The organism is Mesorhizobium sp. P2_D1 (assembly GCF_056404455.1).
Genome location: NZ_JBFUDZ010000032.1, coordinates 40708 through 67641 on the forward strand (window position 1 = coordinate 40708; position 26934 = coordinate 67641).

General features: G+C 61.7%; 38 protein-coding genes. All 38 read right to left on the bottom strand.

The annotated features are described in order from the left end of the window. Positions 1–78 precede the first annotated feature (78 nt). Positions 79–1968, bottom strand: coding sequence for an MFS transporter (locus AC1D0I_RS21650; protein WP_477227540.1), 1890 nt, complete (start codon positions 1966–1968; stop codon positions 79–81). A 192-nt stretch (positions 1969–2160) separates the two neighbouring features. Continuing rightward, positions 2161–2952 carry an ATP12 family chaperone protein gene (locus AC1D0I_RS21655; protein ID WP_477397603.1) on the bottom strand — a complete coding sequence of 264 codons (792 nt, stop codon included), beginning with the start codon at positions 2950–2952 and terminating at the stop codon, positions 2161–2163. 12 nt (positions 2953–2964) lie between these two features. Beyond that, positions 2965–3837, bottom strand: a complete 873-nt coding sequence (locus AC1D0I_RS21660; RefSeq protein WP_477397624.1) for a DMT family transporter — start codon at positions 3835–3837, stop codon at positions 2965–2967. 47 nt (positions 3838–3884) lie between these two features. After that, positions 3885–4865: an RluA family pseudouridine synthase gene (locus AC1D0I_RS21665; RefSeq protein WP_477397605.1), complete on the bottom strand. Its 981-nt coding sequence runs from the start codon at positions 4863–4865 to the stop codon at positions 3885–3887. A gap of 60 nt (positions 4866–4925) precedes the next feature. Continuing rightward, positions 4926–5300: a fluoride efflux transporter CrcB gene (gene crcB / locus AC1D0I_RS21670; RefSeq protein ID WP_477397607.1), complete on the bottom strand. Its 375-nt coding sequence runs from the start codon at positions 5298–5300 to the stop codon at positions 4926–4928. A gap of 140 nt (positions 5301–5440) precedes the next feature. Then, on the bottom strand, positions 5441–7099 hold the full coding sequence (locus AC1D0I_RS21675; RefSeq protein WP_477397609.1) for a hypothetical protein: 1659 nt from the start codon (positions 7097–7099) through the stop codon (positions 5441–5443). Positions 7100–7383: 284 nt separating this feature from the next. Then, on the bottom strand, positions 7384–8214 hold the full coding sequence (locus AC1D0I_RS21680) for an aspartyl/asparaginyl beta-hydroxylase domain-containing protein (RefSeq protein ID WP_477397611.1): 831 nt from the start codon (positions 8212–8214) through the stop codon (positions 7384–7386). 160 nt (positions 8215–8374) lie between these two features. Further along, entirely contained in the window at positions 8375–9052 is a 678-nt protein-coding gene (locus tag AC1D0I_RS21685) for a DUF930 domain-containing protein (protein ID WP_477397612.1), read from the bottom strand. Between the two features lie 5 nt (positions 9053–9057). Further along, a complete protein-coding gene (locus tag AC1D0I_RS21690; protein ID WP_477397614.1) occupies positions 9058–10365 on the bottom strand; it encodes a replication-associated recombination protein A in 1308 nt (435 codons plus the stop codon). A 42-nt stretch (positions 10366–10407) separates the two neighbouring features. Beyond that, positions 10408–11895, bottom strand: a complete 1488-nt coding sequence (locus AC1D0I_RS21695) for a DegQ family serine endoprotease (protein ID WP_477397616.1) — start codon at positions 11893–11895, stop codon at positions 10408–10410. Between the two features lie 199 nt (positions 11896–12094). Continuing rightward, on the bottom strand, positions 12095–12526 hold the full coding sequence (gene rplQ / locus AC1D0I_RS21700) for a 50S ribosomal protein L17 (RefSeq protein ID WP_027044984.1): 432 nt from the start codon (positions 12524–12526) through the stop codon (positions 12095–12097). Between the two features lie 37 nt (positions 12527–12563). Continuing rightward, a complete protein-coding gene (locus AC1D0I_RS21705) occupies positions 12564–13574 on the bottom strand; it encodes a DNA-directed RNA polymerase subunit alpha (RefSeq protein ID WP_477397618.1) in 1011 nt (336 codons plus the stop codon). Between the two features lie 104 nt (positions 13575–13678). Next, entirely contained in the window at positions 13679–14068 is a 390-nt protein-coding gene (gene rpsK / locus AC1D0I_RS21710; RefSeq protein WP_006205444.1) for a 30S ribosomal protein S11, read from the bottom strand. A gap of 125 nt (positions 14069–14193) precedes the next feature. Beyond that, positions 14194–14562: a 30S ribosomal protein S13 gene (gene rpsM, locus AC1D0I_RS21715; RefSeq protein WP_006205445.1), complete on the bottom strand. Its 369-nt coding sequence runs from the start codon at positions 14560–14562 to the stop codon at positions 14194–14196. A 192-nt stretch (positions 14563–14754) separates the two neighbouring features. Beyond that, positions 14755–15351: an adenylate kinase gene (locus tag AC1D0I_RS21720; protein WP_477397619.1), complete on the bottom strand. Its 597-nt coding sequence runs from the start codon at positions 15349–15351 to the stop codon at positions 14755–14757. Next, positions 15348–16688 (bottom strand): preprotein translocase subunit SecY, encoded by a 1341-nt coding sequence (gene secY, locus AC1D0I_RS21725; RefSeq protein WP_379097713.1) that lies wholly within the window; start codon positions 16686–16688, stop codon positions 15348–15350. The genes AC1D0I_RS21720 and secY overlap by 4 nt, the downstream gene beginning before the upstream one ends. Before the next feature lie 184 nt (positions 16689–16872). Further along, positions 16873–17346 carry a 50S ribosomal protein L15 gene (gene rplO, locus AC1D0I_RS21730; RefSeq protein WP_027028844.1) on the bottom strand — a complete coding sequence of 158 codons (474 nt, stop codon included), beginning with the start codon at positions 17344–17346 and terminating at the stop codon, positions 16873–16875. Between the two features lie 22 nt (positions 17347–17368). After that, complete coding sequence (rpmD, locus tag AC1D0I_RS21735; RefSeq protein ID WP_023736690.1) at positions 17369–17566, bottom strand: 50S ribosomal protein L30; 198 nt, start codon at positions 17564–17566, stop codon at positions 17369–17371. 24 nt (positions 17567–17590) lie between these two features. After that, complete coding sequence (gene rpsE / locus AC1D0I_RS21740) at positions 17591–18154, bottom strand: 30S ribosomal protein S5 (RefSeq protein WP_006333394.1); 564 nt, start codon at positions 18152–18154, stop codon at positions 17591–17593. Positions 18155–18240: 86 nt separating this feature from the next. Further along, positions 18241–18600 carry a 50S ribosomal protein L18 gene (gene rplR / locus AC1D0I_RS21745; protein WP_023757972.1) on the bottom strand — a complete coding sequence of 120 codons (360 nt, stop codon included), beginning with the start codon at positions 18598–18600 and terminating at the stop codon, positions 18241–18243. A gap of 140 nt (positions 18601–18740) precedes the next feature. Next, complete coding sequence (rplF, locus tag AC1D0I_RS21750) at positions 18741–19274, bottom strand: 50S ribosomal protein L6 (RefSeq protein WP_095089683.1); 534 nt, start codon at positions 19272–19274, stop codon at positions 18741–18743. Positions 19275–19364: 90 nt separating this feature from the next. Continuing rightward, on the bottom strand, positions 19365–19763 hold the full coding sequence (gene rpsH, locus AC1D0I_RS21755; RefSeq protein ID WP_006205453.1) for a 30S ribosomal protein S8: 399 nt from the start codon (positions 19761–19763) through the stop codon (positions 19365–19367). Positions 19764–19775: 12 nt separating this feature from the next. Next, positions 19776–20081, bottom strand: coding sequence for a 30S ribosomal protein S14 (gene rpsN / locus AC1D0I_RS21760; protein WP_013895695.1), 306 nt, complete (start codon positions 20079–20081; stop codon positions 19776–19778). Positions 20082–20108: 27 nt separating this feature from the next. Further along, positions 20109–20708, bottom strand: a complete 600-nt coding sequence (rplE, locus tag AC1D0I_RS21765) for a 50S ribosomal protein L5 (RefSeq protein ID WP_095089681.1) — start codon at positions 20706–20708, stop codon at positions 20109–20111. Continuing rightward, the gene (gene rplX, locus AC1D0I_RS21770; protein WP_013531428.1) at positions 20701–21015 is read right to left on the bottom strand and encodes a 50S ribosomal protein L24; all 315 of its coding nucleotides are present in this window, start codon (positions 21013–21015) and stop codon (positions 20701–20703) included. The genes rplE and rplX overlap by 8 nt, the downstream gene beginning before the upstream one ends. A gap of 12 nt (positions 21016–21027) precedes the next feature. Then, on the bottom strand, positions 21028–21396 hold the full coding sequence (rplN, locus tag AC1D0I_RS21775) for a 50S ribosomal protein L14 (RefSeq protein ID WP_006205457.1): 369 nt from the start codon (positions 21394–21396) through the stop codon (positions 21028–21030). Between the two features lie 71 nt (positions 21397–21467). Continuing rightward, the gene (gene rpsQ, locus AC1D0I_RS21780) at positions 21468–21707 is read right to left on the bottom strand and encodes a 30S ribosomal protein S17 (protein WP_010909280.1); all 240 of its coding nucleotides are present in this window, start codon (positions 21705–21707) and stop codon (positions 21468–21470) included. An 11-nt stretch (positions 21708–21718) separates the two neighbouring features. Beyond that, positions 21719–21919 (bottom strand): 50S ribosomal protein L29, encoded by a 201-nt coding sequence (gene rpmC, locus AC1D0I_RS21785; RefSeq protein ID WP_006205459.1) that lies wholly within the window; start codon positions 21917–21919, stop codon positions 21719–21721. Between the two features lie 13 nt (positions 21920–21932). Next, positions 21933–22346 carry a 50S ribosomal protein L16 gene (rplP, locus tag AC1D0I_RS21790; protein ID WP_013531427.1) on the bottom strand — a complete coding sequence of 138 codons (414 nt, stop codon included), beginning with the start codon at positions 22344–22346 and terminating at the stop codon, positions 21933–21935. Positions 22347–22373: 27 nt separating this feature from the next. Beyond that, positions 22374–23099: a 30S ribosomal protein S3 gene (gene rpsC / locus AC1D0I_RS21795; RefSeq protein ID WP_013895697.1), complete on the bottom strand. Its 726-nt coding sequence runs from the start codon at positions 23097–23099 to the stop codon at positions 22374–22376. Further along, complete coding sequence (gene rplV / locus AC1D0I_RS21800; RefSeq protein WP_006205462.1) at positions 23099–23488, bottom strand: 50S ribosomal protein L22; 390 nt, start codon at positions 23486–23488, stop codon at positions 23099–23101. Before rplV ends, rpsC begins: the two co-directional genes overlap by 1 nt. 2 nt (positions 23489–23490) lie before the next feature. Further along, positions 23491–23769, bottom strand: coding sequence for a 30S ribosomal protein S19 (gene rpsS, locus AC1D0I_RS21805; RefSeq protein WP_006205463.1), 279 nt, complete (start codon positions 23767–23769; stop codon positions 23491–23493). Between the two features lie 16 nt (positions 23770–23785). Further along, entirely contained in the window at positions 23786–24619 is an 834-nt protein-coding gene (rplB, locus tag AC1D0I_RS21810) for a 50S ribosomal protein L2 (protein WP_095089679.1), read from the bottom strand. 22 nt (positions 24620–24641) lie between these two features. Then, the gene (locus AC1D0I_RS21815) at positions 24642–24935 is read right to left on the bottom strand and encodes a 50S ribosomal protein L23 (RefSeq protein WP_010909275.1); all 294 of its coding nucleotides are present in this window, start codon (positions 24933–24935) and stop codon (positions 24642–24644) included. Next, complete coding sequence (gene rplD, locus AC1D0I_RS21820; RefSeq protein WP_006333366.1) at positions 24932–25552, bottom strand: 50S ribosomal protein L4; 621 nt, start codon at positions 25550–25552, stop codon at positions 24932–24934. Before rplD ends, AC1D0I_RS21815 begins: the two co-directional genes overlap by 4 nt. Next, entirely contained in the window at positions 25552–26265 is a 714-nt protein-coding gene (rplC, locus tag AC1D0I_RS21825; protein ID WP_095089677.1) for a 50S ribosomal protein L3, read from the bottom strand. Before rplC ends, rplD begins: the two co-directional genes overlap by 1 nt. Positions 26266–26326: 61 nt before the next feature. Beyond that, a complete protein-coding gene (gene rpsJ, locus AC1D0I_RS21830) occupies positions 26327–26635 on the bottom strand; it encodes a 30S ribosomal protein S10 (RefSeq protein ID WP_010909272.1) in 309 nt (102 codons plus the stop codon). Between the two features lie 69 nt (positions 26636–26704). Next, positions 26705–26934: EF-Tu C-terminal domain-related protein (locus tag AC1D0I_RS21835; protein WP_023748698.1), on the bottom strand; the 230-nt coding region annotated here is incomplete at its 5' end.

Sequence of the window (26934 nt, forward strand, 5' to 3'; positions counted from 1 at the left end):
TACCCTCATCGCATGACTATCATTGAAAAACCCGGCGCGATCGCTCGCGCCGGGTTTTCGTTGACTACCGAACAGTCGTTACTGCTTGGTGTTCAGATCGGTTCCCAGCGTGTCCCTGACGAAGATCATGCCGATGACCAGCGACATCGCGGCGATCACCACCGGGTACCACAGACCAAAGTAGATATCGCCCCTGTAGGCACTGAGTGCGAACACCGTCGCCGGCAACAGGCCACCGAACCAGCCATTGCCGATGTGATAGGGCAACGACATGCCGGTGTAGCGGATGCGGGTCGGGAACATCTCGACCAGGATCGCGGCAATCGGGCCGTAGACCATGGTCACGAACAGGACCAGGATGAACAGGATGCCGATCGTCATCGGCCAGTTGATTCCCGCCGGATCGGCGAACATGGCGAAAGCGCCGCCGCCCGGTATATTGTAGACGGTGACCTCGGGCGCACCCGCGGCCTCGTCGGCGGTCAGCAGCTTGTCCTTGATCGCCTGATCGGTCGGGACCGTCGCCTTCTCGCCGGCGCGAATGGCGGCGGCATCGAGCTTCAGTTCCGGGTTGGCGGCGACAAACGCGTCAAGCTTCTGGTCCGGGATCTTGATCGCCGCGCGCTTCAGCGGATAGCCGCCGTCCCGCAGCGACATGTTGACGGCCTTGATGAAGGCGGCGTCCTTGGCTTTCGCCTGATCGCCAGCGGCGATGGCATCGTAGGATTCCACCGTCTCGTTGCCGATCTTGACCGACGCGGCCGTCCCGGCCGCGGCCGTCGACACCACGTCATAGGGAACCGAGTTCTTGGTCAGGAACGAGGTCGCGATGTCACAAGACGTCGTGAACTTCGCCGTGCCGACCGGATTGAACTGGAACTTGCAGTCGCCGGGTGCCGCCGTCACCGTCGCGCGTGTGTTCTGCTGGGCCGTGGCGAGCGCCGGATTGGCGGCCCAGGTCAATGCCTTGAACAGCGGGAAGGTGCAGACGATCGCCAAGGCAAGGCCCGCCATGATGATCGGCTTGCGCCCGATCTTGTCGGAGAGCCAGCCGAAGACGACGAAGAAGATCGAGCCGAGGGCGAGCGCTATGGCGATCATGATGTTGACCGACTGCGCGTCGACCTTGAGCACGTTCTGCAGGAAGAACAGCGCGTAGAACTGGCCATTGTACCAGACCACGGCCTGACCGGCGGTGAGGCCGAGCAGCGCCAGCAGCGCGATTCGGGCATTCTTCCATTGACCAAACGCTTCCGAAAGCGGCGCTTTGGAGCCCTTGCCCTCATCCTTCATACGCTGGAAGGTCGGCGATTCGGAGAGCGAAAGCCGGATCCAGATCGAGATGCCGAGCAGCAGGAAGGAGACGATGAACGGAATGCGCCAGCCCCATGAGGCGTAGGTTTCCTTGCTCATCGAACCCTGGACGATCAGGATGACGACCAGCGACAGGAACAGGCCGAGCGTCGCCGTCGTCTGGATCCACGAGGTGTAGTAGCCGCGTCGGTTGTCCGGTGCATGCTCGGCGACATAGGTGGCCGCGCCGCCATATTCGCCGCCCAGCGCCAGGCCTTGCAGCATGCGCAGGACAATCAGGATCACGGGAGCCGCGATGCCCAAAGTCGCATATCCAGGCAGCAGGCCGACCAGGAAGGTCGAAAGGCCCATGATCGTCATGGTGACAAGGAACGTATACTTGCGGCCGACAAGGTCGCCGATGCGGCCGAACAGCAGCGCGCCGAACGGTCGTACCAGGAAGCCGGCGGCGAACGCCAGCAGCGCGAAGATGTTGCGCGTCGCTTCCGGAATGGTTGGACTGAAGAAGGTCGAACCAATGAACACCGCGAGCGAGCCGTAGAGATAGAAATCATACCATTCGAAAACGGTGCCCAGCGAGGAAGCGAAGATGACCTTCTTTTCCTCCCGCGTCATGCCGCGGCTTGCTCCGCCGGCAGTCGATGCCATTGCCATAGAATTGTCCTCCCGTGAGACCTTGTCCTCGATGCTGTGCCTCATTGTCCGCGTTCTCCTCCGAACATGGACTCATGCACTGCGATCACGGAAAAAATGACAGAAAGCGTGCGCCAACGTCAGGGCGTCTTTGGGATTATGACTTTGGTATTAGGTGCGCTGCGGGATGAAGCGGAGCCAGCGGCGGAGCCGTCAGCCCTTGAGCGCTTCCAATAGCCCGGCGGCAGCCATCATGTCGCGCTTGCGGGCCGAGCGGCGCGCGACTGCTTCGGCGTCCTGTCCCCAATGCTCGATCTGCCAGTCCTCGTCGACATGGCCGGCCGCCCAGGCCGCCTCGGCGTCGAGTTCGCCGAAATCGACAGCCAGCGCCAGCAGCGCCGAACCGGTCAGCGAGGTCATCACATGGATGGCAGCGAGCCGCAGCGGTTCGGCACGCTGGGCAAGATGACTTCCCAGCACGGCGATCGTCTCACGCGGCTGCTCGACATGGATGATGCCTTCGGCGAGATTGAAGCGAGCCCCGAGGCTGCCGCGCACCCAATCAAGGACCGGGTCCCAATGTTCGTTCTGCCGCTCCACCAAGCCTTGCGGCGCATCGGCGCGGTAGCAGAGCAGATCGGACGAGGCGAAGCGCAGAATGTCTTCCAGCACCGCCTGCGGATCGCTGGCGACGCCGTCGATAGCAGTGTTGACGAGGCGCATCACCGGCATCGTCACCGGGTTGATGGTTTCGCTCTGCGCTGCGAATTCGTCGGCGACGAGTGCAGCCGCCGCCTCGGTCGGCAGCAACAGCAGCGCCTTGCCCGGCGTGCGCACCGGCTTGCCGTCGAGATGCACGGCAAAGCCGTCTTCCACCGGCGCCACCGCGACGGTCTTGTAGAAACGCTTCGGCAAAGGCGTCTTCATCTGGATCTGGGCACGGCGCACCGGATCCGGATCGGAAAGCTGCTTGCCCGCTTCGAGATCGTTGAGGATATCACGCATTGAAAGGCTCTCTCAAACCGGCACGAGCTTGCGCGCCGGCCGGTTGACGATGATGAGGCCGGCGGCAATCAGGCCAAGTGCCAGGAAGATGCGCATGGTCAGCGGCTCATTCAAGAACATGGCGCCGCACAGCACGCCGAAAACCGGCGACAAGAAGGTGAAGCTGGATAGGCCTGAGGCCGGATAGCGCCTCAGCAGCCAGAACCAAAGCACATAGGTGAAGGCAACGATGTAGACTGCCTGGAAAAGCAGCGCCAATGTCGGCAGCACGGCAGGGTCGCGGATGGGCGCACCGGCGAGAGGCAACACCAGTATTCCGACGATTGCCGCACCGGCGAGCTGATAGAGCAGCAGCTTCTCGGCGCTCGCCTCGACCAGCTTCGACCGCTTGATGAGGATGTTGGTCAAGGCCCAGAAAAATCCGGAGCCAAGGCTCAAGAGATCGCCGAACAGCATGTCCCCGCCGCCGCCAAGCTTGTCGGAAAACACCGCGGCAAGGCCGGCAAAGGCCAGCAGCAGGCCAAGGAACTTACGCAAAGTGATCTGCTCGCCGAGCAGGAAGTGGCCGCCGACCAACATCCAGAACGGCATTGTGTTGACCAGCAGCGTGTTGCGGGCGACGGTCGTGTGCTCCAGGCCGACATAGAGGCAGAGGAACTCGATGCCGAACAGCGCGCCAACCGCGATGCCGGCGAGCAATGTCCCGTCGCGCGTGAAAAGCGCGATGCCGCGCCAGCGGCACCACGCGAAGACACACAGGCCGCCGATGACCGAGCGCGCGATCGACAGGAAGACAGGATCGTAACCGGCGTAGGAGATCTTGGCGGCGACGTAGTTCAGCCCCCAGGAAAAGGTCAGGCCGACCATGATTGCGGCGGCGGCCATGTCGACTGTGTCGCGCCGGTCGAGCGTATCGGTCGCGCCGCTCACGATCAGTCCTCCGCGCAGGCGTCGTCGAAGCCGATCAGGTTCCAGCTCTGGCGCATATGCGGTGGCATCGGCGCGGTGACATCGATGACGCCCTTGTCTGGGTGCGGAATGATGATGCGGCGCGCATGCAAGTGCAGGCGGTTTTGAATGCCACCAGGGAAATCCCAATTGGTGTCGGCCTCGAAATATTTCGGGTCGCCGATGATCGGGCAGCCGATATAGGCAGCATGAACACGAAGCTGGTGCGTGCGGCCGGTATAAGGTTCCATTTCCAGCCAGGTCATCGTCTGCGCCGCCTGCTCGATGATGCGATAGTATGACACGGCGTGGTCGGCGCCCTTTTCGCCATGCGCGGCGACGCGCACGCGATCGCCATCGGGCGTCGGCTCCTTGATCAGCCAGGTCGAGATCTTGTCCTCGCGCTTGGGCGGCACGCCCTTGACCAGCGCCCAATAGGTCTTCTTGGTCTCGCGGGCGCGAAACGCTTCCGACAGCTTCATGGCGGCAAGCCGGGTGCGGGCGACGACCAGCACGCCCGAAGTGTCGCGGTCGAGGCGATGGACCAGCCGCGGCTTCTCGCCCTTTTGGTTGCGCCAGGCCTCCAGCATGTCGTCGACATTGCGGGTGACGCCCGAGCCGCCTTGCACCGCAAGGCCCGCCGGCTTGTTGAAGACGAAGACCTTGGGATCTTCATGGATCAGCATTTTCGCCAGGACGTCGGCATCGCCCTGGTTGCGGATCGAGTGACCGGTCAGCGCGCTCTCGCCCTTCTTGTCCACCTCAAGCGGCGGAACGCGCACCATCTGGCCGGGTTCGACGCGGGTGTCGGCCTTGACCCGGCCGCCATCGACACGGATCTGGCCGGAGCGCAGCAGCTTTTGCAGATGGCCGAAGCCCAGGCCCGGAAAATGGGTCTTGAACCAGCGATCGAGCCGCATGCCCGCCTCGCCGGCCTCCACTGTGATCTGTTCAACGCCTGCCATATTTTTCCGCTTATCCGTTTCCCGAGCAGGGTTCGGCCCGCTCTTGGCGCGGCAATAACACTATGAAACGGTTCTTGCGAGCCAAAGTCCCAGAAACAGGGCGATAATGGCGCCAATGACGCTGGCAAGGGCATATCCAAACGCCGGCAGCGTGGCTCCCCGCTCCCACAAAGTCGCGAAATCGAGCGAAAACGCGGAAAAGGTGGTGAAGCCGCCAAAGATGCCGGTGGCGACGAACAGTCTGAGCTCGTTCGATCCGCCGCGGCGCGCCAGGGTGGCTATGAACAGGCCCATGGCGAACGAGCCGACGATGTTGATGGCCATCGTCCCCCAGGGATAGTTGGGGCCGAAAAGGCGCAGCGCGCCGATGTTGGTGAGGTGACGAATGCCGGCGCCGATGCCACCGCCGACCACAACGAGAAGCAGATTGAACATGAACGTTTACTGCCTCCACAAGCGCGGCATGGTCAATCCCCTGAAGCTGACGACGATGCGGTTGGCACCGCGCAGACAATCGGGCGCGAGCCGCCTTTCGCGGCCATCGTCGAGTTGCTCAGAGCGTGTCAACCTGATCGTCACCACTCAGGCGTTGTCCAGCCTGGGTATTTTTTCCTGAACTCGCTGTAAAGGGCATCGAGTTCCGTTTTGCTGACCGGGCGCACCTGTTCGTAGAGATAGCCCGTGACACCGTCGGACAGCTGATATGTCGCAATGCGCTCATAGGCGGCGCCGATACCTTTCCCTTCGACAATATCCTGGTCCGGTATCGTGACGCAGATCTGCGCACCCGACTGCAAATGGGTAACAGGAGGATCGGTTACGACGACATATCTCGATTTCAATGCCTCCGGTGCGAATTGATCGCGACTATCAACCTGGCAAGACCATCCGACACGAGGGAAAAGGTCCATATCCATTTCAAACAGCAGCGAGCTATTCATGACCGCGCCAGAGGCAAACACCGAGAAGCGGTCCTCAGGCCGCATTTCCCTAACAAGATCGTCGATGAGGCGCCTGTATTCGGGAAGATTGTCGAGGTGAAGAGGAAGCGTATCTTCCCTGGCAAAAACATAGGCGATCGGTGGCAGCAACTGGCGGCCGATCGGGAAAAAGGTACCCAGATACGCAAACCCGGCGACGACGGCTATGACGACGGTTGACCATCGAGATTTCAGCGCCGGCATCGAAACGATCGAGACGATTGCCTGGGCATATGCAGGAAAGAGCCAAAGAAACATTGGCATCGAATGATGACGGTCCGGATCCTGCGTCCGGGTGAAGAGGAAGAAGGTCAGTACCGAGGCGAGAGCACAGAACAAAACGAAACTGTTGCGGCGTACAATGGAGATATAAAGGCCCACTATGATCAACAGCCAGTTCACATAGCTCAGCCGCGATCCCACCTGGTCGATCTGCGAAACGAAGTTGGTTTTGTATCCGCTGTAAAGGTCACCGTAGCTGGTTCCCAGAATCTTGAGGATCAGCGGTTGCTGGAAGGCCAATGCGGCTCCGGCAATCACAAAAAGCGTGCACACGCCCCCTAACGCCGCGTTCCGGAATGCCGCGAAGTCGCGGTCTTTTGCGACCTGCAACAAACAAAAGAAGGCTGCAGAAAGTGCGATCCCTATGACGGCAAATGCATACCAACGGCGCAGCATGAACGCCAACCACAGGCATATGCCGATGCGTATCCCGTTGACCACCGGTTGGCGTGTCAGGAACCTTGATTTCCAGAGAAAATAAGTTGCCGCAGAAAGCGCGAGGCAGCCGGCAATATCCGGCAATCCACGAAGCGTCGCCGACCAGAACGGCGTGTAGAGAAAGGCCGCGATCCACACGACAAACCAGCTTCGGGGCGAAGGAGTGTCGGAGACCGCCTCCAGGTAGCTCATTCGTCCTATGAAAAGAGCGGTCGGGACCAGGTAAACGATGACTATTCCAGCGATATAGGAAAGCCTTGAACCGCCGAAAAACATGTGAAACGGCATAAGCGGCACCAGAATTGCCGCGCTGTAGTCATCCCTCGCGACAGAAGCCCGCAATTGGCTCAGCCACTGGAGCGGGCTCTCGGCCAGGAGTGAGCCATACTGGTCAARCCCATTGAAGTAAGCGGCAAAATCCCAATAGTAGACGGGCTGCTCAAGCCTTACGTATATCGCGGCGAAAGCAACGCCCAGCAACGCCGTACATATGTAGATTTTTAGCCAGAATCCGAGGGTTTCGTTCTTCGTCACTTGAGGCCGCCAAGGAAGGGAAGAGGCAGGACTGTCGAGGCAAACCGGGACTCCCGCCGATGTAGCCAGGAAGCCGTTTCGGCAAACAGGAACCCCACGCGATTCGTATCAGGAACTGTTGAGAGCTTGGCGGGATGTATACTTGAACGCGCGGCCATCGCAAGCATTCAGAACGCCCTCAGAAGACACGGGGCGGAACAGCGAGCACGGGGCGGTGGGATGAGTGGCGCGTTAAAAGCGCCTCAATGCCGCCGGCAGGGCCGGCAGCATTGACGATTTCAGGCTCAGGCCGTCCCGACCTTCTTCGGCTTGGTCGAACCGATCATCTTCCAGTTCTTGTAGAACATCGAGTTGATGYGCTCGACACTCACCGAGACGACGGCAAGCATGCCGGCGATCAGCCCGGGAACCGGGGATGGTCTGATAATGTCCATGAACACGCAGTAGCGGCGGCCATCATATTCGTTGACCGAGCGATGCAGCAGCGTGTCGTCGAAGATGAACAGCGGATTGTCATACCAGTAGTTCTTGACGTTGCCGCATTCGACGAAAATCTCCGATTTCACCGGGATCAGATTGTAGAGAATGCGCAGGCTGAGCCGCAGCGGACCGAAGTGCCATGAGGTCGATTCGCGCTTGCTGAAGACGGAAACGGCGATGGTCTTGATGTATTTGAAGTCCTTGTTGAACTCGGCGACGTTGTCGATCTTGTGCTTGCCGTACCACTGATAGACATACATGCCGCGCCGGCCGGCGCCGAAATTGGCGTCGATGTCGGCGATGATCTCGTCCTTGCGCGCCTTGAAGATGTCCAGGACCTCATTGACCTCGCGCTGATAGTCGGCGGGGAACTGTTCCAGCTTCCAGACGCCGGGATTGCGGTAGCACAGGAGATCGACCAGCAGATTGAAAGGCGAAAGCAGCCAGGTGAAGAGGCCGTTGCCGAGGAAATAGCCCGAGAACAGCGACAGGTCCTTGCGGTCGTTGCGCAGGACATCGATGAGGCCGAGGACGATAAACACCGATGTCAGGATCGGGATGAAGTAAAAGCCAAGGGCGAGAAGCGGGATGGCAATGGCGAATTTGCGAAGGGTTTTGCGAAGGGTTCTTGTCATTTTTCCACGCGCGAAGCGCGATCCTGTTGCGAATGAGGCGCCAAAATCATGGCAACGACCACCCCCCGGCCGTGCGCCTTGATAAGGTTTTTTGGGTCACCACACAACGGCCGTGGTATCGTGGCCGGCTGGCTGCCTTGTGAAGCCTGTCGGATTTCGGTCAATGCACCGCCGGCAGGCCAAGCTCGTCCCATTTTTCCCTGGGGACCAGATCGCCAACCAGGAACTCAAAGCCGACGACGCTTTCGCCGTCCGCAGCCAGTTGGCATCTGAACTTCAGGCTATACCAGTTTCTGCGATTACGGAAAGCCGCGCCATTCGCGGCGATGGTGGTTCCAGTGATTTTTTCCTCCGCCATTGCGTAGGGCACGACCCGCTCCGGCTTGAAATCCGTACGCCATTTGCGGATCTGATCCATGGCTTCGAGATTGCACAGCTGAACCATGCGCTCGTCGGAAGCGAAGGTGGCGAGATCGGCGCGCGCCTGCCGGCTGCGCGGATCGGCCAGTGTCTTGGCCGACAGCATTTCGGTCGACCGGATCATGGCCGGCGCGGCGGGCGGTTGCGGTTCGGGCGGGATCGAGGCAGGCGGAGGCGCCGCTGCAGGCGCTTCAAGCAGTGCCGGCGTCATTGGAGCAGGCGGTGGCCTGGTCGCCGCCTCGAATTGTTGCGGCGTCAGGATGTCGACCGACACCCGGTCCTCCTCGAGCCGCTTGGGCCGCTTCGGCAACGGCATCAGGGCCAGCGTCGCAGCCAGCAGCGTGTGGAGAACGACCGAAGCGGAGATGCCCCAAGGCGAAGCCTGGTTTGGAAGCGTGACGACGACCGGGGCACGCAAGCCTGCTATTCCCGCTCTTTGCGCAGCTTCGCCCAATAGTCGAGCCGCTTTCTGATGTCGCGCTCGAAGCCGCGTTCAGGCGGATCATAAAAGGTCTGCCGGCCCATCTTCTCGGGAAAATAGTCCTGGCCCGAAAAGGCATCCGGCTCGTCGTGGTCGTAGCGATAGCCAGCGCCGTAATCCTCCTCTTTCATCAGCTTGGTTGGCGCGTTGAGGATGTGTTTCGGCGGCAGCAGCGAGCCATGTTCCTTCGCCGCACGCGTGGCTGCCTTGAAGGCGGTGTAGACGGCATTGGATTTGGGCGCGGTGGCGAGATAGACGGTGGCCTCGGCAAAGGCGAGCTCGCCCTCGGGCGAGCCGAGATAGTCGTAGGCGTCCTTAGCGGCGTTGGCGACGACAAGCGCCTGCGGGTCGGCAAGGCCGATGTCTTCCATGGCCATGCGCACCAGCCGGCGGCCGAGATAGAGCGGATCCTCGCCGGCATTGAACATGCGCGCCAGATAATAGAGCGCGGCGTCTGGATCCGAACCGCGCACCGATTTGTGCAGCGCCGAGATCAGATTGTAGTGGCCGTCCTGGCCCTTGTCGTAGATCGGCGCGCGACGCTGGACGATGCGCTGCAAGCCCTCGGGGTTGAAGACCTCGCCTAGCTTGGCGGCGCGCCACACCTCTTCGGCCAGCGTCAGCGAGGCGCGGCCGTCGCCATCGCTCATGCGGATGAGCATCGCCCTTGCCTCGTCGTCGAGCGGCAGCGCCCTGCCCTCAGCCTCCTCGGCTCGCGCCATCAGCTTGGCGATGCTTTCCTCGCCCAATGAATGGAAGACCAGCACACGCGCGCGCGACAACAGGGCCGCGTTCAGTTCAAAGGACGGGTTTTCGGTGGTGGCACCGACGAGCACGACCGTGCCGTCCTCCATGACGGGGAGAAAGGAATCCTGCTGGGCGCGGTTGAATCGATGGATCTCGTCAACGAACAACAAGGTCTGGCGACCGTTGGTGCGCCGCAGCTTGGCGGCTTCGAACACTTTTTTCAGGTCGGCGACGCCGGAGAACACCGCCGATATCTGCTCGAAAGCAAGGCTGGTTTCGCCGGCCAGCAACCGCGCCACCGTGGTCTTGCCGGTGCCGGGCGGTCCCCAGAAGATCATCGAGCCGAGTGAGCCGGAACCAATCAGCCGGGTCAGCGCGCCATCAGGGCCGGTCAGATGCTCCTGGCCGACGACCTCACCGAGGTTTTTCGGCCGCAGCCTGTCGGCGAGCGGCCGCCCGGGCGACGCCTTTTCCGGTTCATCGACGCTGAACAGATCGGCCATGCACTTCTTTTTGGTTGGAGCATGAACCCGAAGGGACGTGCTTTAATAACGCAATACCTGACGCAGTATCTGCCCGCCGCGCTCGACGGTAAAGCGCCACCAGCGCGTGTCCGCCTGGGCGGCCTGCTCCAGGGTCGCCGCGGTATCGATGGTGGTGCCGTTCACCTCGCGCACGATATCGCCCGGCTGGAATCCGAAATCGGCGGCCGGCGAGTCGCGGTTGATGTCGACCACGGTGACGCCCTTGATGTCGGTGCGCAGGCCAAGCTTCTGGGCAAGCCGGGGCGACAGTTCGGCGACCTTGGCGCCTGAGAACGGGCTGCGGCCGTGCAGCGTCACTTCAGCCGCCTTCATGCCTTCCGGAGCGCGCTCCAGCGCGATGTCCATCGCCGCCTGCTGGCCCTTGGTCAGAACCGCGAAATTTGCATTGGTGCCAATCGACAGCGTCGCCATCCGGTAATCCAGCGCTTCGATGCTCTCGACCGGCTTGCCGTTGAGCTGCATCACGACGTCGCCAGGCTTGAGCCCCGCCTTGGCGGCCGGGCCGGTCGCCTCGACCGACGAGACCAAAGCACCGGTCGGCTTCTCCATGCCGAGCGATTCGGCAATCTGCGGCGTCACCGCTTCGAACTCGGCGCCGATATAGGGCCGTTCGAAGAAGTCGAGCCCGGCCTTGGCGGCATCGGCGAAGGCGCGCACCATGTTTGCGGGGATGGCAAAGCCGATGCCGATCGAGCCGCCGCTGCGGCTGTAGATCGCCGTGTTGATGCCGACCAGCTGGCCGCCCATGTTGATCAGCGCACCTCCCGAATTGCCGGGATTGATGGCGGCGTCGGTCTGGATGAAGAAGCTTGAATCGGCGACGCCAATATGGCTGCGGGCAAGTGCCGAAACGATTCCGCTGGTGGTGGTCTGGCCGACACCGAAGGGATTGCYGATGGCCAGCACCAGATCGCCGACCTCGAGCGCATCGGAATCGCCGATGGCGATGACCGGAAACGGTTTGTCCGAGGTTATCTTGAGCACTGCAAGGTCGAGTGTCTCGTCCTTCAGCATCACCTTGCTGTCGAACTCACGCCCGTCCGCGGTCGCCACCTTGACCTGGTCGGCGTCCTTGATGACGTGGTAATTGGTGACCACGATGCCGGTCGGGTCGACCAGCACACCGGAGCCCAGGGAAGACTGCGCGCGCGGCTGCGAACGGCCAAAGAACTCCTCGAAGAACGGATCGCCGTCGAAGGGCGACGTCACCTTGGCGGTCTGCGAGGCATAGACATTGACCACGGCCGGCGCCGTCTGCTTGACCAGCGGGGCGAACGACAGTTGCACCTCTTCACGGCCGAACGGCACGCGCTTGTCGGGACCGGACGTAGAGCTCTCGCCTTCGACGCCATGCAAGAGGTCCGTCAGCACATCGGACAGGCCGGGATCGGTCTTGGTCCCCTCGGCCAATGCCTGCCTGGCCACCGGTGCGGCTGCGAACGCCATCATGGCGAAGAGCAGAACAAGGGACAGTCGGTTGGCGCGCATTCACGAATCCTCCAAGGCGAGTTCGGGGGCATTGTCCCGACGATTGTGCAAAATGAAAGGCTAAGCCGCTGAAATCCGATTATTTTGGCCAAAGAGCCTCGGTTCCGGCCTGAAGATCGGCTTTGGCTGCAATCTCCTGCTTTCAGAAAACAAAAAGGGGCCCGTGGGCCCCTTTGCATTCATTCCGGAGAACCAAGCCTTATGCGGCTGCGGCGTCCGCTTCGGTGCCTTCGGCTTCGATGCGGGCGCGGTCGCCGGCGCCCTTGGCCGAGGTGTCGCGATCGACGAACTCGATGACAGCCATCGCGGCATTGTCGCCGTGACGGAAGCCCGCCTTCATGATGCGCAGATAGCCGCCGTTGCGGGTGGCGTAGCGCGGGGCGATGGTGTCGAACAGGCGCTTGACGACGCCTTCATTGCCGATCTGCGCGATCACCTGGCGGCGGGCGTGCAGGTCGCCCCGCTTGCCGAGCGTCACCAGCTTCTCGACGATCGGACGCAGATCCTTCGCCTTCGGCAGGGTGGTGACGATCTGCTCGTGCTCGAGCAGCGACACGGCCAGGTTGGCGAACATCGACTTGCGGTGGCTTATGCTGCGGGCGAACCGGCGGCCCTTAAATCCGTGGCGCATGGCTCTTCTCCTTCATTGCGGGTTCAGAGGCAACGCCTCAATATTGATCTTCGTAACGCTTGGCGAGGTCTTCGATGTTCTCCGGCGGCCAGTCCGGCACTTCCATGCCGAGGTGCAGGCCCATTGCCGCCAGGACTTCCTTGATCTCGTTCAGCGACTTGCGGCCGAAGTTCGGGGTGCGCAGCATCTCGGCTTCGGTCTTCTGGATCAGGTCGCCGATATAGACGATGTTGTCGTTCTTCAGGCAGTTGGCCGAACGCACCGAAAGCTCGAGTTCGTCGACCTTCTTGAGCAGCGCCGGGTTGAAGGCGAGCTCGGTGACGGCTTCGGCGGCGACTTCCTTCTGCGGCTCGTCGAAATTGACGAACAGGCCGAGCTGGTCCTGCAGGATGYGGGCCGCGAAAGCCACTGCGTCTTCGCCCGAGATCGAACCGTCGGTCTCGATGGTCATGGTCAGCTTGTCATAGTCGAGAACCTGGCCCTCGCGGGTGTTTTCGACCTTGTAGGAGACCTTCTTGACCGGCGAATACAGGCTGTCGACCGGGATCAGGCCGATCGGCGCGTCTTCGGCGCGGTTGCGGTCGGCCGGCACGTACCCCTTGCCGGTGTCGACGGTGAATTCCATGCGGATTTCAGCGCCCTCGTCCAGCGTGCAGATGACGTGGTCGGGGTTGAGAATTTCGACGTCGCCAACCGTCTGGATGTCGCCGGCGAGAACCGCACCCGGTCCCTGCTTGCGCACGACCATGCGCTTGGGGCCATCGCCTTCCATGCGGATGGCGATTTCCTTGATGTTCAAGACGATGTCGGTCACGTCTTCGCGCACACCGGCGATGGACGAGAATTCATGCAGAACGCCGTCGATCTGCACGGCGGTAACAGCCGCACCGCGCAGCGAAGACAGAAGCACGCGGCGCAGCGCGTTGCCGAGCGTCAGGCCAAAGCCACGCTCGAGCGGCTCGGCGACCAGCGTGGTCAGCGTCTTCTTCTTCGACGAGAACTCGATCTTGTTCGGCTTGATCAGTTCCTGCCAATTTTTCTGGATCATGATGCTTTCCTTCCGTTGACCCGCCACCATCCAATCGTGGCGGGCGACCTGGAATGCCGTGGAGGAGCGCCACAAAGGGCGCTCGCGCGGCGTTCGGTAATTTTTTAGACGCGGCGCTTCTTGCGCGGGCGGCAGCCATTGTGCGGGATCGGCGTCACATCACGGATCGAGGTGATGGTGAAGCCGGCCGCCTGCAGGGCGCGCAGTGCCGATTCACGACCGGAGCCAGGTCCGCAGACCTCGACTTCGAGCATGCGCATGCCGTGTTCCTGGGCCTTCTTGGCAACGTCCTCGGCAGCCATCTGGGCAGCGAACGGGGTCGACTTGCGCGAACCCTTGAAGCCCTGGGCACCGGCCGACGACCAGGCAATCGAATTGCCCTGTGCGTCAGTGATGGTGATCATCGTGTTGTTGAAGGTCGAATTGACGTGGGCAACGCCCGACGAGATGTTCTTGCGTTCGCGACGGCGAACACGAGCGGCTTCCTTGGCCATGATAGTCCTTTCAGTTGATCTCTACACCGCCGTAATGCCAGCGGCTCCACCTTGCAAAAGCGAGTAGGGCGTAGCGAATAGTGGGTAGAAACCTATTCGCCACGACCCAATCGCTATTTGCTCAATTACTTCTTCTTGCCGGCGATCGACTTGGCCGGGCCCTTGCGGGTGCGCGCATTGGTATGCGTGCGCTGGCCGCGGACCGGCAGCGAGCGGCGGTGACGCAGGCCGCGATAGCAGCCGAGGTCCATGAGCCGCTTGATGTTCATCGAGACTTCGCGGCGCAGGTCGCCCTCGACCTGGTAGTCGCGGTCGATGGTTTCGCGAATCTGCAGCACTTCCGCGTCGGTGAGCTGGTTGACGCGACGCTCGGCCGGGATGCCGACCTTGTCGACGATCTCCTGGGCGAACTTCTTGCCAATGCCGTGAATGTACTGAAGCGCGATGACAACGCGCTTGTTGGTCGGAATGTTGACGCCGGCTATACGAGCCATATTCTTCTCTTCTCCATGTGGGCCGGACGAACCGGCGCTATCTTAAGTTGCCCCGCGTCCGGTGGAGGCCGGCCCATGCGGGAGTTTCCAGTTCAAAGCGGCTGCCTTGCCCTTGCGGACAAGCAAAGCCGATGCCTGATAGGAAGACGGGCCGCCATACCGCAGCGAACCGCTCCCGTCAAGTGCAATCGTTTAAATTCCCCGCGTTGCGTCCCTTAGCACCGCTTCGATCTGTCCCGTCACGGCGTCGATATCGGCCATGCCGTCGACGCTGCGGAGCTTGCCCTTGGCATAATAGTAGCCAATCAGCGGCGCTGTCTTCTTGTAGTATTCCCTCAGACGCTCCTCGAACACGGTCGGATTGTCGTCCTTGCGCACGGGCTGGYCGGCGGCTTGTGCTTCGTTGGCGCGCTTGACGATACGACCAACCAGCGCCTTGTCGTCGACGACAAGTTCAATGACCGCATCGAGGCCCTGCGAGCGATCCGAAAGCATCTGCTCAACCGCGTCCGCCTGCACCAGGGTCCGCGGATATCCGTCGAGGATGAAACCCTTCGCGCAATCCGGCTGATCGATACGTTCGGCGACGATGGCGTTGACGATGGCGTCGGAAACCAGTTCACCGGCATCCATCACCGCCTTGGCGCGTTTGCCGACTTCGGTGCCAGCCTGGACTGCAGCACGCAGCATGTCGCCCGTCGAGAGCTGGGGTATGCCGTGTTTTTCTACCAGTCTTTGTGCTTGTGTCCCCTTGCCCGCCCCTGGCGGCCCAAGCAATATCAACCTCATCTGGCTTTCTTCCCCCCGCGCAGCTTCGACTTCTTGATCAGGCCTTCATACTGGTGCGCGATCAGGTGGCCCTGAATCTGCGCAACCGTATCGAGCGTGACACTGACCACGATCAGAAGCGATGTGCCACCAAGGTAGAATGGTACGCCAGTCGCCGAGATCAGGAACTCCGGCAGCAAGCACACCAGCACCAGATAGATGGCGCCGACGACGGTGATGCGGGTGAGAACGTAATCGATGTAGTCGGCGGTGCGCTCGCCCGGACGATAGCCCGGGATGAAGCCCGAATGCTTCTTGAGCTGGTCGGCGGTGTCCTTCGGGTTGAAGACAATCGCAGTGTAGAAGAAGGCGAAGAACACGATCATCGCCGCGTAGAATGCCATGTAGAGCGGCTGGCCGTGGCCGAGCGACGCCAGCACGGTGCTGGCCCAGGCCGGCATGTTGGTCGTCTGCGAGAAGCCGGCGACGGTGGCCGGTAGCAACAGCAGCGACGACGCGAAGATCGGCGGAATGACGCCTGACGTGTTGAGCTTCAGCGGCAGATGCGAGGTATCGCCCTGGAACATGCGGTTGCCGACCTGGCGCTTCGGATACTGGATCAGCAAGCGGCGCTGGGCGCGCTCGAAGAACACGATCAAGGCGATGACGACAACGGCCAGCACGATGATCGCCAGGATCAGGCCGGTCGACAGCGCGCCGGTACGGCCAAGCTCCAGCGTGCCGGAGATGGCATGCGGCAGGCCGGCGACGATGCCGGAGAAGATGATCAGCGAGATGCCGTTGCCGATGCCGCGGGCGGTGATCTGTTCGCCCAGCCACATCAGGAACATGGTGCCGCCGACCAGCGTGACGACGGTCGAGATACGGAAGAACATGCCGGGATCGCTGACGATGCCGTTGCCGCCCTCCAGGCCGACCGAAATGCCATAGGCCTGAACCAGCGCAAGCAGCACGGTGCCGTAGCGCGTGTATTGGTTGATGACCTTGCGGCCCTGTTCGCCTTCCTTCTTCAGCGCTTCCAGCGACGGGATAACCGACGTCATCAGCTGCATGATGATGGAGGCGGAGATGTAAGGCATGATGCCGAGCGCAAAGATCGCCATGCGCTGCACGGCGCCGCCGGCGAACATGTTGAACATGCCGAGCACGCCCTTGCTCTGCGATGAGAAGGCCTGAGCGAAGGCGTCGGGATTGATGCCGGGAAGCGGAATATAGGTGCCGAGGCGATAGACGAGCAACGCGCCGATGGTGAACCAGATGCGTTTCTTCAGGTCCTCCGCTTTGGCGAAGGCCGAGAAATTCAGATTCGAGGCTAGTTGTTCAGCAGCCGAAGCCATGCCTGATTCTCCGCTTGGTAACGCTTGATGGCCCTTGAGCTCAGGCGGCGCGTTTCACCGAAGCTCACGAGATAAGCTCCGGGCTCTAAACATGCAAGCGGCCGCGTTGACGCGGCCGCCTAATTGAGCAGATCAAAGCACGATCGTGAGCAAAAACGGATCCCGCTCGCGCTTCAAATTGCCGTTACTCGGCAGCTGCCTTTTCCGGCAACTTGACCGAGCCGCCGGCCTTCTCGATCTTCTCGATCGCGGCCTTGGAGGCGCCGGCGACGTCAAAGGCGAGCTTCGCCTTGATCTCGCCGTCCGAGAGGATGCGCACGCCGTCCTTGACGCGGCGGATGACGCCGGCAGCGACCAGCGATTCAGCCGTCACGGTTGCCTTGGCGTCGAGCTTCTTGGCGTCGATGGCCACCTGGATACGGGCCAGCGAGACGACGGTGAAGCTCTTGGCGAAGATGTTGTTGAAGCCACGCTTCGGCAGACGCCTGTAGAGCGGCATCTGGCCACCCTCGAAGCCGTTGATGGCGACACCGGAGCGCGCCTTCTGGCCCTTGACGCCGCGACCGCCGGTCTTGCCGGAGCCGGAGCCGATGCCACGGCCGAGACGCTTCTTGGAGTGCGTCGCGCCGTCCTTGTCACGCAGATCGTTGAGTTTCATCTGGGTTCTCCTGCGCTCTGGCTCAGCCCTCGTCCACGACGCGGACGAGATGCTGGACGGCAGCGATCATGCCGCGCACGGAGGGTGTATCTTCCAGCGTGCGCTGCTTGTGCATCTTGTTGAGGCCGAGCCCGACCAGCGTCGCGCGCTGTTCCTTCGGGCGGCGGATCGGCGAGCCGATCTGCTCAACGGTGACGGTCTTTGTTGCTTTCTTGGCCATGGTCAAAATCCCTGGTCAGATCGACTATTCTTCAGCCGCAACGGCGGTGCCGCGGCGGGCCTGAAGGGTCGAATACTTGATGCCACGAGCAGCAGCCACATCCTTGGGATGCATCTGGCTCTTCAGCGCGTCGAAGGTGGCGCGAACCATGTTGTAGGGGTTCGACGAACCCATCGACTTGGCGACCACGTCATGCATGCCGAGCGTCTCGAAGACGGCGCGCATCGGGCCACCGGCGATGATCCCGGTACCTTGCTTGGCAGCGCGCAGCAGAACGCGTCCCGCGCCCCAGCGTCCTTCGACGTCGTGGTGCAGCGTACGACCCGAGCGCAGCGGCACGAAGATCATGTCGCGCTTGGCCGATTCAGTCGCCTTGCGGATAGCTTCCGGCACTTCGCGCGCCTTGCCGTGACCAAAGCCGACGCGGCCCTTTTGGTCGCCGACGACGACGAGTGCTGCAAAACCAAAGCGACGGCCGCCCTTGACGACCTTGGCGACGCGGTTGATGTGGACGAGCTTGTCCACCATGCCGTCATCGCGTTCTTCACGATCGCGGCCGCGGCCGCCATCCCTACGTTCCTGTGCCATATCCTGTTCCTTGTTTTTTTCCGGAAGCACGGTTGCTGATAAGATCCGGCGCCTCTGTGGGTCACCGGGGGCGAAATTCCTTGGATTTAGAAGCTCAGACCACCTTCACGGGCGGCCTCGGCGAGCGCCTTGACGCGGCCGTGATAGATGTAGGCGCCGCGGTCGAATACGACTTCCTTGACGCCGGCCTTGGTGGCGCGCTCGGCGATCAGCTTGCCGATCGCGGCGGCAGCGGCAGTGTCGGCGCCGGTCTTGAGCGAACCCTTGAGGTCCTTCTCGAGCGTCGAGGCAGCGACGATGGTGTGGCCCTTGGCGTCGTCGATGACCTGCACGTAGATGTTCTTCGACGTGCGGTGTACCGACAGACGCGGACGCTCGCCGGCGACCTTCTTGATCTGACGACGAACGCGCTGCGCACGGCGCTGCGTGGATTCCTTGGTACCCATGATAGTCTTCCTTGCCTTCAAAAAACGGGGGCCGCCATATGCGGTAGGCGAAAGCGCCTCCCGCGACCGCTCCCCGCGGCGTTACACTTCTTTGGCTTGGCCCTTTCCGAAAAGTCTGCAACTTTTCGGGGCCATGCCTACTACTTCTTCTTGCCTTCCTTGCGGACGATCTTCTCGCCAGCGTAGCGGACGCCCTTGCCCTTGTAGGGCTCGGGACCACGGTATTCGCGGATCTCGGCGGCAACCTGGCCGACCTGCTGCTTATCGATGCCGGTCACGGTGATTTCCGTCGGCTTCGGCACAGCGATCGTGATGCCCGCCGGCGTCTCGTAGACGACGTCATGGCTGAAGCCAAGTGCCAGCTGCAGGTTCTTGCCCTGCATGGCGGCGCGATAGCCGACGCCGGTGATCTCGAGCTTCTTCTCGAAGCCGTCCTTCACGCCCTGCAGGATGTTGACGATCTGCGTGCGCGACATGCCCCACTTGGAGCGCGCCGTCTTGGTCTGGTCGCGCGGCTGGACAGCGATCTCGCTACCTTCCATCTTGACCAGCACTTCTTCGTTCACCACGAACTTCAGCTCGCCCTTGGGGCCCTTCGCCGTCACGGTCTGGCCGTTAACGGTCGCGGTCACGCCCTGCGGCAGCGAAACGGGTTTCTTTCCAATACGAGACATTTTGTTGTCCTCGTCACTTCTCTTGTTTCAGGTCTCTGTCTTCGGGCATGACCCCGAAGACCGGATTCCAATTTTTCCGATCACGCCAGATCAGAAGATCTGGCAGAGGATTTCACCACCGACGTTCTGTTCACGCGCTTCGTGGTCGGCCATCACGCCCTTCGGTGTCGAAAGGATGGCGATGCCGAGGCCGTTGGCGACGTGCGGAATCGACTTGGCCGAAACGTAGACGCGGCGGCCAGGCTTCGAAACGCGGGCGATTTCGCGCACGACGGGCGCGCCGTCGAAATACTTCAGCTCGATCTCGATTTCGGACTTGCCGTTGTCGAAGTCGGTCTGGCTGTAATCGCGGATATAGCCTTCAGCCTTCAGCACGTCGAGGACGCGGGTACGCAGGCGCGAGGCCGGCGTCGAGACGCTCGACTTCTTGCGGCCGTAGGCGTTGCGGATGCGGGTCAGCATATCGCCGAGAGGATCGCTCAATGACATGTTATGTCCTCCTTACCAGCTCGACTTGACCAGGCCCGGGATCTGGCCGTTGTTGCCGAGATCACGGAGCGCGATGCGCGATACTTTGAGCTTGCGATAGTAGGCGCGCGGACGGCCGGTGACTTCGCAGCGGTTGCGGATGCGGATCTTGGCCGAGTTGCGCGGCATGGCGGCAAGCTTTAGCTGAGCGCGGAAACGCTCTTCCATCGGCTTGGACTGGTCCATGATGATCGCCTTCAGCGCAGCGCGCTTGGGACCGTACTGGTCGGCAAGCTTGCGGCGCCTATTGTTCTTCTCGACTGAGCTGGTCTTTGCCATTTCAGATTTTTCCTTTTCTCGCTGCCGTTACTGGCGGAAGGGGAAGTTGAAAGCCTTGAGCAAAGCCCTGGCTTCGTCGTCCGTCTTCGCAGTCGTACAAACGATGACGTCCATGCCCCAGATCTGATCAACCTTGTCGTAGTTGATCTCCGGGAACACGATGTGTTCCTTGATGCCCATGGCGTAGTTGCCACGGCCATCGAAGCTCTTCGGATTGAGTCCGCGGAAGTCGCGGACGCGTGGCAGTGCGATGTTCACGAGGCGGTCGAGGAACTCGTACATACGTTCCTTGCGCAGCGTGACCTTGGCGCCGATCGGCATCTTCTCGCGGACCTTGAAGCCGGCGATGGAGTTGCGGGCGCGGGTGACGACGGCCTTCTGGCCGGCGATCATCGCCAGGTCTTCGGCCGCGATCGAAGGCTTCTTCGAATCGCCGGTCGCTTCGCCAACGCCCATGTTCAGCACGATCTTGTCGATCCGCGGAACCTGCATCTCGTTGTCGTAGCCGAACTGCTCCTGCAGCGCCTTGCGGATGGTCTCGTTGTAGACCTGCTTGAGGCGCGGCGTGTTCTGAGCCTTGGACTGCTTGCTTTCAGCCTTGGGCTTCGTGGTCTGAGCCTTAGCCATTGATGACTTCTCCCGAGCGCTTGGCGACGCGCACCTTCTTGCCGTCCTTCTGGAAGATGAAGCCGACGCGGGTCGGCTTGCCATCCTTGGGGTCGGCCAGCGCGATGTTCGACAGCTGGATCGGCGCTTCCTTGGTGATGATCCCGCCCTCTTGGGACTGGGACTGCTTCTGGTGACGACGGATCATGTTGACGCCGCGCACCAGCGCGGTGTCTTCCTTCGGCTGAACCGAGAGGACTTCGCCCGAACGGCCCTTGTCCTTGCCGGCCAGCACGACGACCTTGTCGCCTTTTCTAATCTTTTGCATTGGTCCGGCTCCTTACAGCACTTCTGGCGCGAGCGAGATGATCTTCATGTGGTTCTTGGCGCGGAGTTCGCGCGGAACCGGTCCGAAGATACGCGTGCCGATCGGCTCTTTCTTGTTGTCGACGAGAACGGCTGCGTTCTTGTCGAAACGGATCACGCTGCCGTCCGGGCGGCGGATGTCCTTGGCCGTGCGAACCACGACCGCCTTCATCACATCGCCCTTCTTCACGCGGCCGCGCGGGATGGCTTCCTTGATCGACACCACGATGATGTCGCCCACGGAAGCGTATTTCCGCTTCGAGCCGCCCAGCACCTTGATGCACATGACACGACGGGCGCCGGAATTATCCGCGACGTCGAGGTTTGTTTGCATCTGAATCATGACTGGCCGCCTTCTTCTTTTCTAACGGGACGGGCTCAAAGCCCCTCCCCGGTCTGTCCAAAATTCGTTGTTTACGCCTGGTCCGAAGACACGACGATCCAGCGCTTGTCCTTGGAAATCGGCTTCGATTCCTGGATGAACACCTGATCGCCAACCTTGTGGGCGTTGTTCTCGTCGTGCGCCTTGTACTTCTTGGTCATGCGCACGGTCTTCTTCATCACGGGATGCGTGAAGCGCCGTTCGACCTTGACGACAACCGTCTTCTCGTTCTTGTCGCTGACGACGGTGCCCTGCAGAATGCGCTTTGGCATGGTTTTCGTCCTTAAGCCTTCTTAGCCGCGGACTTTTCCGCAGCGATGGTCTTGATACGCGCAATGTCCTTACGGACCTGTCTCACGCGCGCGGTCTTCTCGAGCTGGCCGGTGGCCTTCTGGAAGCGCAGGTTGAACTGCTCCTTCTTCAGGCTGGCCAGGTCGTCGGTCAGCTGGTCCTGGGTCTTGGTCCGGATGTCTTCGGCTTTCATGATCAGCCCGTCCTTATTCTGCGATGCGCTGCACGAAGCGCGTCTTGACCGAGAGCTTGGCCGCGCCGAGACGCAGTGCCTCACGGGCGGTTTCTTCATTGACGCCGTCGATCTCGAACATGATGCGGCCCGGCTTGACGCGCGCCGCCCAGTAGTCGACAGCGCCCTTGCCCTTGCCCATGCGGACTTCGGTCGGCTTCGAAGTGACCGGCACGTCCGGGAAAATACGGATCCAGACGCGACCGGCGCGCTTCATTTCACGGGTGATCGCGCGGCGGGCCGCCTCGATCTCTCGTGCGGTGACGCGGTTCGGCTCAAGCGCCTTCAGCCCGAAACCACCGAAATCCAGGTTGGTGCCGCCCTTTGCGGTACCATGGATACGGCCCTTGAACTGCTTGCGGAACTTTGTGCGCTTTGGCTGCAGCATCGTTCTAACTCCAAATTCCTAAATGTCTCAGGCGTTTTCGCGACGACGACCGCGTTCGCGATCACCACCACCGCCATGTGCAGCATCACCCTCGGTCGCGCGACGTTCCGAAGCCATCGGGTCGTGCTCGAGGATCTCGCCCTTAAACACCCAGACCTTGACGCCGCAGATGCCGTACGCCGTGTTCGCCTCGGCCGTGCCGTAGTCGACATCGGCGCGCAGCGTATGCAGCGGCACGCGGCCTTCGCGGTACCATTCCATGCGCGCAATCTCAGCACCGCCAAGACGGCCGGCGCAGTTGATGCGGATGCCTTCGGCACCAAGGCGCATCGCCGACTGCACGGCGCGCTTCATGGCGCGACGGAAGGCGATACGACGCTCGAGCTGCTGGGCGATCGACTGGGCGACCAGGGTCGCGTCGATTTCCGGCTTGCGCACTTCAACGATGTTGAGGTGCGTCTCGGACTTCGTCATCTCCATCAGCTTCTTGCGAAGCTTCTCGATGTCGGCGCCCTTCTTGCCGATGATCAGACCCGGGCGCGCGGCATGGATGGTGACGCGGCACTTTTTGTGCGGACGCTCGATGACGACCTTCGAGATCGCGGCCTGCTTGAGTTCCTTCTCAAGATACTTGCGGATCTTGATGTCCTCATGCAGCAGCTTGCCGTACTCGCCGGTGTTCGCGAACCAGCGCGAATCCCAGGTGCGGTTGATGCCGAGGCGAAGACCGATCGGATTGACTTTCTGGCCCATTATGCGGCCTCCCCTTTTTCTTCGACTTCACGAACGACGATCGTGAGGTGCGAGAACGGCTTCTCGATACGGCTAGCGCGACCACGGCCACGGGCATGGAACCGCTTCATGACGATCGACTTGCCGACATAGGCTTCCGCCACGATCAGTGCATCGACGTCGAGGTCGTGGTTGTTTTCCGCGTTGGCGATTGCCGATTCCAGCGTCTTCTTGACCGTGCCGGAAATCCGCTTGGCCGAGAATTCGAGATCGGAAAGCGCTGTCGCGACCTTCTTGCCGCGGATCAGCGCGGCAACGAGGTTCAGCTTCTGCGGGCTGATACGGATCGTGCGCAATACGGCGCGCGCTTCGTTGTCAGCAAGCCTGCGCGGAGCTTTGGCCTTGCCCATGATTATTTCCTCTTCGCCTTCTTATCCGCGCCGTGACCGTAATAGGTCCGGGTCGGAGCGAATTCACCGAACTTGTGACCGACCATGTCCTCGTTCACCGAGACGGGAACATGCTTCTGGCCGTTGTAGACACCGAAGGTGAAGCCGACGAACTGCGGCAGGATGGTGGAGCGACGGCTCCACATCTTGATCACCTCATTGCGACCACCTTCACGAACCTTGTCCACCTTCTTGAGAAGGTAGCCGTCGATGAAGGGGCCTTTCCAAATAGAACGAGTCACTTGGCGTTACCTCTTCTTAGCTCTTGCGCTGATGGCGCGAGCGCAGGATGAACTTGTCGGTCGCCTTGTTGGACCGCGTCTTCTTGCCCTTGGTCGGCTTGCCCCAGGGCGAAACCGGATGGCGGCCACCCGAGGTGCGGCCTTCGCCGCCGCCGTGCGGATGGTCGACCGGGTTCATGGTCACGCCGCGATTGTGCGGACGCTTGCCACGCCAAACCGTACGACCGGCCTTGCCGTCGTTGATGTTGCCGTGATCCGGGTTGGACACGGCACCGACAGTGGCCATGCAGGAGCCGTGCACGACACGCTGCTCGCCCGAGTTGAGGCGCAGGATCGCCATGCCCTGGTCGCGACCGACCAGCTGGCCATAACCACCTGCCGAACGGGCAACCTGGGCGCCCTTGCCCGGCTTCAGCTCGATGTTGTGGACGATGGTGCCGACCGGCATCGAGGCCAACGGCATCGCATTGCCCGGCTTCACGTCGACGGCTTCACCGGAAACGATCTTGTCGCCGGGGGCCAGACGCTGTGGAGCGATGATGTAGGACAGCTCGCCATCGTCGTACTTGATGAGCGCGATGAAGGCGGTGCGGTTCGGATCGTATTCGATGCGCTCGACCGTGCCGACAACGTCGAACTTGCGGCGCTTGAAGTCGATGATGCGGTACGAACGCTTGTGGCCACCACCGATGAAGCGGGCGGTGATGCGACCGTAGTTGTTGCGGCCGCCCGACTTGGTCAGGCCCTCGGTCAGCCCCTTGACGGGCTTGCCCTTGTAGAGGCCCGAGCGGTCGACGATGACCAGCTGGCGGGTGCTCGGCGTTACCGGGTTGAATTTTTTCAGTGCCATTGTTCTGTCCTCGCGGCCTTGCTCAGAGACCCGTCGCGACGTCGATCGACTGGCCGTCGGCCAATGTCACAATCGCCTTCTTGACGTCGCTCTGGCGGCCGATCGTGCCGCGGAAGCGCTTGATCTTGCCCTTGCGGACAAGCGTGTTCACGGCCATCACCTTGACGCCGAACAGCGCTTCGACGGCGGCCTTGATTTCCGGCTTCGACGCCTTCTTGGCGACGTTGAAGACGACCTGGTTCTGCTCGGAGGCCATGGTCGACTTTTCGGTGATCGCCGGCGAGACGATCACGTCATAATGACGAAGGTCGGTCATTTAAAGCGCTCCTCGAGAGCCTCGACGGCGGCCTTCGAAAGGACCAGCGTGCCGCGGCGCAGAATGTCGTAGACGTTGATGCCCTGGATGGGCAGCACGTCGATGTTGGGGATGTTCGTCGCCGCCAGCTTGAAGTTCTTGTCAAGCTCGGCACCGCCGATCACCAAAGCGTTGGTCAGGCCCAGCGTCGCGAAATTCGCGATCAGCGCCTTGGTCTTGGCCTCGGTCAGCTTCAGCTCGTCGATGATGATGATCGACGCGCTCTTGGCCTTGGCCGAGAGAGCATGCTTGAGGCCAAGCGCGCGAACCTTCTTCGGCAGTTCGTGCTCATGGCTGCGAACGACCGGGCCGTGGGCCTTGCCGCCGCCGCGGAACTGCGGAGCGCGTGCCGAATGGTGACGGGCGCGGCCCGTACCCTTCTGCTTGTACATCTTGGCGCCGGTGCGCGCGATCTCGGCGCGGCCCTTGGCCTTGTGCGTGCCCTGCTGCTTCTTGGCGAGCTGCCAGCGCACGACGCGCTGCAGGATGTCCTCGCGCGGATCAAGGCCGAAAATCTCCTCGGAGAGTTCCACCTTGCCGGCGTCCTTGCCGCCAAGCGTTGTGATCTTGAGATCCATTATTCCGCTCCCTCTGTGGCCGGAGCCTCGTTCTTAGCAACGGCGCGGATCGCGGCAGGCTTCGGCGCGTTGGCCGGCAATGCCACCTTGGCCGCATCGCGGACCAGGATCCAGGCGCCCTTCGATCCGGGAACCGCACCGCGGATCAGGATCAGGCCGCGGTCGGCGTCGGTCGAAACGATCTCGACATTCTGCGTGGTGACGCGGGTGTCGCCCATGTGGCCAGCCATATGCTTGCCCTTGAACACCTTGCCCGGGTCCTGGCGCTGGCCGGTCGAACCGTGCGTACGGTGCGAGACCGAGTTACCGTGCGTCGCGCGGCCACCACCCATGTGGTGACGCTTGATGACGCCCTGAAAACCCTTGCCGATCGTCGTGCCCGTCACATCGACCTTCTGGCCGGGGACGAAATGCTCGACGGTGATCTCGGCGCCGACATCGATCATGTTGTCGGCGGAGACGCGGAACTCGGCGACCTTCGCCTTCGGCTCGACGGAAGCGGTCGCGAAATGGCCGCGCAGCGCCTTCGACGTGTTCTTCACCTTGGCAAGGCCAACGCCGAGCTGAACGGCAGTGTAGCCATTCTTCTCCTGCGTGCGCTGCGCCACGACCTGACAGTTCTCCATCTGGAGAACGGTGACGGGAACATGTTCCCCGGCATCGTTGTAGATGCGGGTCATTCCCACCTTCTTTGCAATCACACCTGAACGCATCGGTTCAATTCCTTTAGAGTTCCGGGCCAGGGGCACCGCCCCTTACCGCGCTCTCATTCCCTTAGAGCTTGATCTCGACGTCCACACCGGCGGCCAGATCGAGCTTCATCAAAGCATCGACCGTCTGCGGGGTCGGATCGACGATGTCGAGCAGACGCTTGTGCGTGCGCATCTCGAACTGCTCGCGGCTCTTCTTGTCGACGTGAGGCGACCGGTTGACCGTAAACTTTTCGATCCGCGTCGGCAGCGGAATGGGGCCGCGGACGTTGGCACCGGTGCGCTTGGCCGTCGACACGATTTCCTTCGTCGAGGCGTCGAGCACGCGGTGATCAAACGCCTTCAGGCGGATGCGGATATTCTGTCCGTTCATGCGTCACTTCCTTGTTCTGGCGCGGCGCGGGCAACTCCTGCGCCCGCGACAGATCGGTTTAAGTCCAAATTACTCTTTGATGGTGACGACGATGCCGGCACCGACGGTGCGGCCGCCTTCACGGATAGCGAAGCGCAGCTTCTCTTCCATGGCGATCGGCACGATCAGCTCGACATCGACCGTGATGTTGTCGCCCGGCATCACCATCTCGGTGCCTTCCGGCAGCGACACGATACCGGTCACGTCCGTCGTGCGGAAATAGAACTGCGGACGGTAGTTGGTGAAGAACGGCGTGTGAC

Bases quoted from the DNA above. Each gene is read 5' to 3' on its own strand.
- AC1D0I_RS21650 (WP_477227540.1), bottom strand. From the start codon at position 1,968: ATGGCAATGGCATCGACTGCCGGCGGAGCAAGCCGCGGCATGACGCGG.
- AC1D0I_RS21655 (WP_477397603.1), bottom strand. From the start codon at position 2,952: ATGCGTGATATCCTCAACGATCTCGAAGCGGGCAAGCAGCTTTCCGAT.
- AC1D0I_RS21660 (WP_477397624.1), bottom strand. From the start codon at position 3,837: ATGGCCGCCGCCGCAATCATGGTCGGCCTGACCTTTTCCTGGGGGCTG.
- AC1D0I_RS21665 (WP_477397605.1), bottom strand. From the start codon at position 4,865: ATGGCAGGCGTTGAACAGATCACAGTGGAGGCCGGCGAGGCGGGCATG.
- crcB (WP_477397607.1), bottom strand. From the start codon at position 5,300: ATGTTCAATCTGCTTCTCGTTGTGGTCGGCGGTGGCATCGGCGCCGGC.
- AC1D0I_RS21690 (WP_477397614.1), bottom strand. From the start codon at position 10,365: ATGGCCGATCTGTTCAGCGTCGATGAACCGGAAAAGGCGTCGCCCGGG.
- rplQ (WP_027044984.1), bottom strand. From the start codon at position 12,526: ATGCGCCACGGATTTAAGGGCCGCCGGTTCGCCCGCAGCATAAGCCAC.
- rpsK (WP_006205444.1), bottom strand. From the start codon at position 14,068: ATGGCCAAGGAAGCCGCTCGTGTTCGCCGTCGCGAACGCAAGAACATC.
- rpsM (WP_006205445.1), bottom strand. From the start codon at position 14,562: ATGGCTCGTATAGCCGGCGTCAACATTCCGACCAACAAGCGCGTTGTC.
- secY (WP_379097713.1), bottom strand. From the start codon at position 16,688: ATGGCTTCGGCTGCTGAACAACTAGCCTCGAATCTGAATTTCTCGGCC.
- rplO (WP_027028844.1), bottom strand. From the start codon at position 17,346: ATGAAACTCAACGATCTGCGTGACAAGGACGGCGCGACGCACTCCAAG.
- rpmD (WP_023736690.1), bottom strand. From the start codon at position 17,566: ATGGCCAAGAAAGCAACAAAGACCGTCACCGTTGAGCAGATCGGCTCG.
- rpsE (WP_006333394.1), bottom strand. From the start codon at position 18,154: ATGGCACAGGAACGTAGGGATGGCGGCCGCGGCCGCGATCGTGAAGAA.
- rplR (WP_023757972.1), bottom strand. From the start codon at position 18,600: ATGGGTACCAAGGAATCCACGCAGCGCCGTGCGCAGCGCGTTCGTCGT.
- rplF (WP_095089683.1), bottom strand. From the start codon at position 19,274: ATGTCTCGTATTGGAAAGAAACCCGTTTCGCTGCCGCAGGGCGTGACC.
- rpsH (WP_006205453.1), bottom strand. From the start codon at position 19,763: ATGTCATTGAGCGATCCTCTCGGCGATATGCTGACCCGCATCCGCAAC.
- rpsN (WP_013895695.1), bottom strand. From the start codon at position 20,081: ATGGCAAAGACCAGCTCAGTCGAGAAGAACAATAGGCGCCGCAAGCTT.
- rplE (WP_095089681.1), bottom strand. From the start codon at position 20,708: ATGGCTAAGGCTCAGACCACGAAGCCCAAGGCTGAAAGCAAGCAGTCC.
- rplX (WP_013531428.1), bottom strand. From the start codon at position 21,015: ATGCAAAAGATTAGAAAAGGCGACAAGGTCGTCGTGCTGGCCGGCAAG.
- rplN (WP_006205457.1), bottom strand. From the start codon at position 21,396: ATGATTCAGATGCAAACAAACCTCGACGTCGCGGATAATTCCGGCGCC.
- rpsQ (WP_010909280.1), bottom strand. From the start codon at position 21,707: ATGCCAAAGCGCATTCTGCAGGGCACCGTCGTCAGCGACAAGAACGAG.
- rpmC (WP_006205459.1), bottom strand. From the start codon at position 21,919: ATGAAAGCCGAAGACATCCGGACCAAGACCCAGGACCAGCTGACCGAC.
- rplP (WP_013531427.1), bottom strand. From the start codon at position 22,346: ATGCTGCAGCCAAAGCGCACAAAGTTCCGCAAGCAGTTCAAGGGCCGT.
- rpsC (WP_013895697.1), bottom strand. From the start codon at position 23,099: ATGGGCCAGAAAGTCAATCCGATCGGTCTTCGCCTCGGCATCAACCGC.
- rplV (WP_006205462.1), bottom strand. From the start codon at position 23,488: ATGGGCAAGGCCAAAGCTCCGCGCAGGCTTGCTGACAACGAAGCGCGC.
- rplB (WP_095089679.1), bottom strand. From the start codon at position 24,619: ATGGCACTGAAAAAATTCAACCCGGTAACGCCGAGCACCCGCCAGCTG.
- AC1D0I_RS21815 (WP_010909275.1), bottom strand. From the start codon at position 24,935: ATGACCGACCTTCGTCATTATGACGTGATCGTCTCGCCGGCGATCACC.
- rplD (WP_006333366.1), bottom strand. From the start codon at position 25,552: ATGGATCTCAAGATCACAACGCTTGGCGGCAAGGACGCCGGCAAGGTG.
- rplC (WP_095089677.1), bottom strand. From the start codon at position 26,265: ATGCGTTCAGGTGTGATTGCAAAGAAGGTGGGAATGACCCGCATCTAC.
- rpsJ (WP_010909272.1), bottom strand. From the start codon at position 26,635: ATGAACGGACAGAATATCCGCATCCGCCTGAAGGCGTTTGATCACCGC.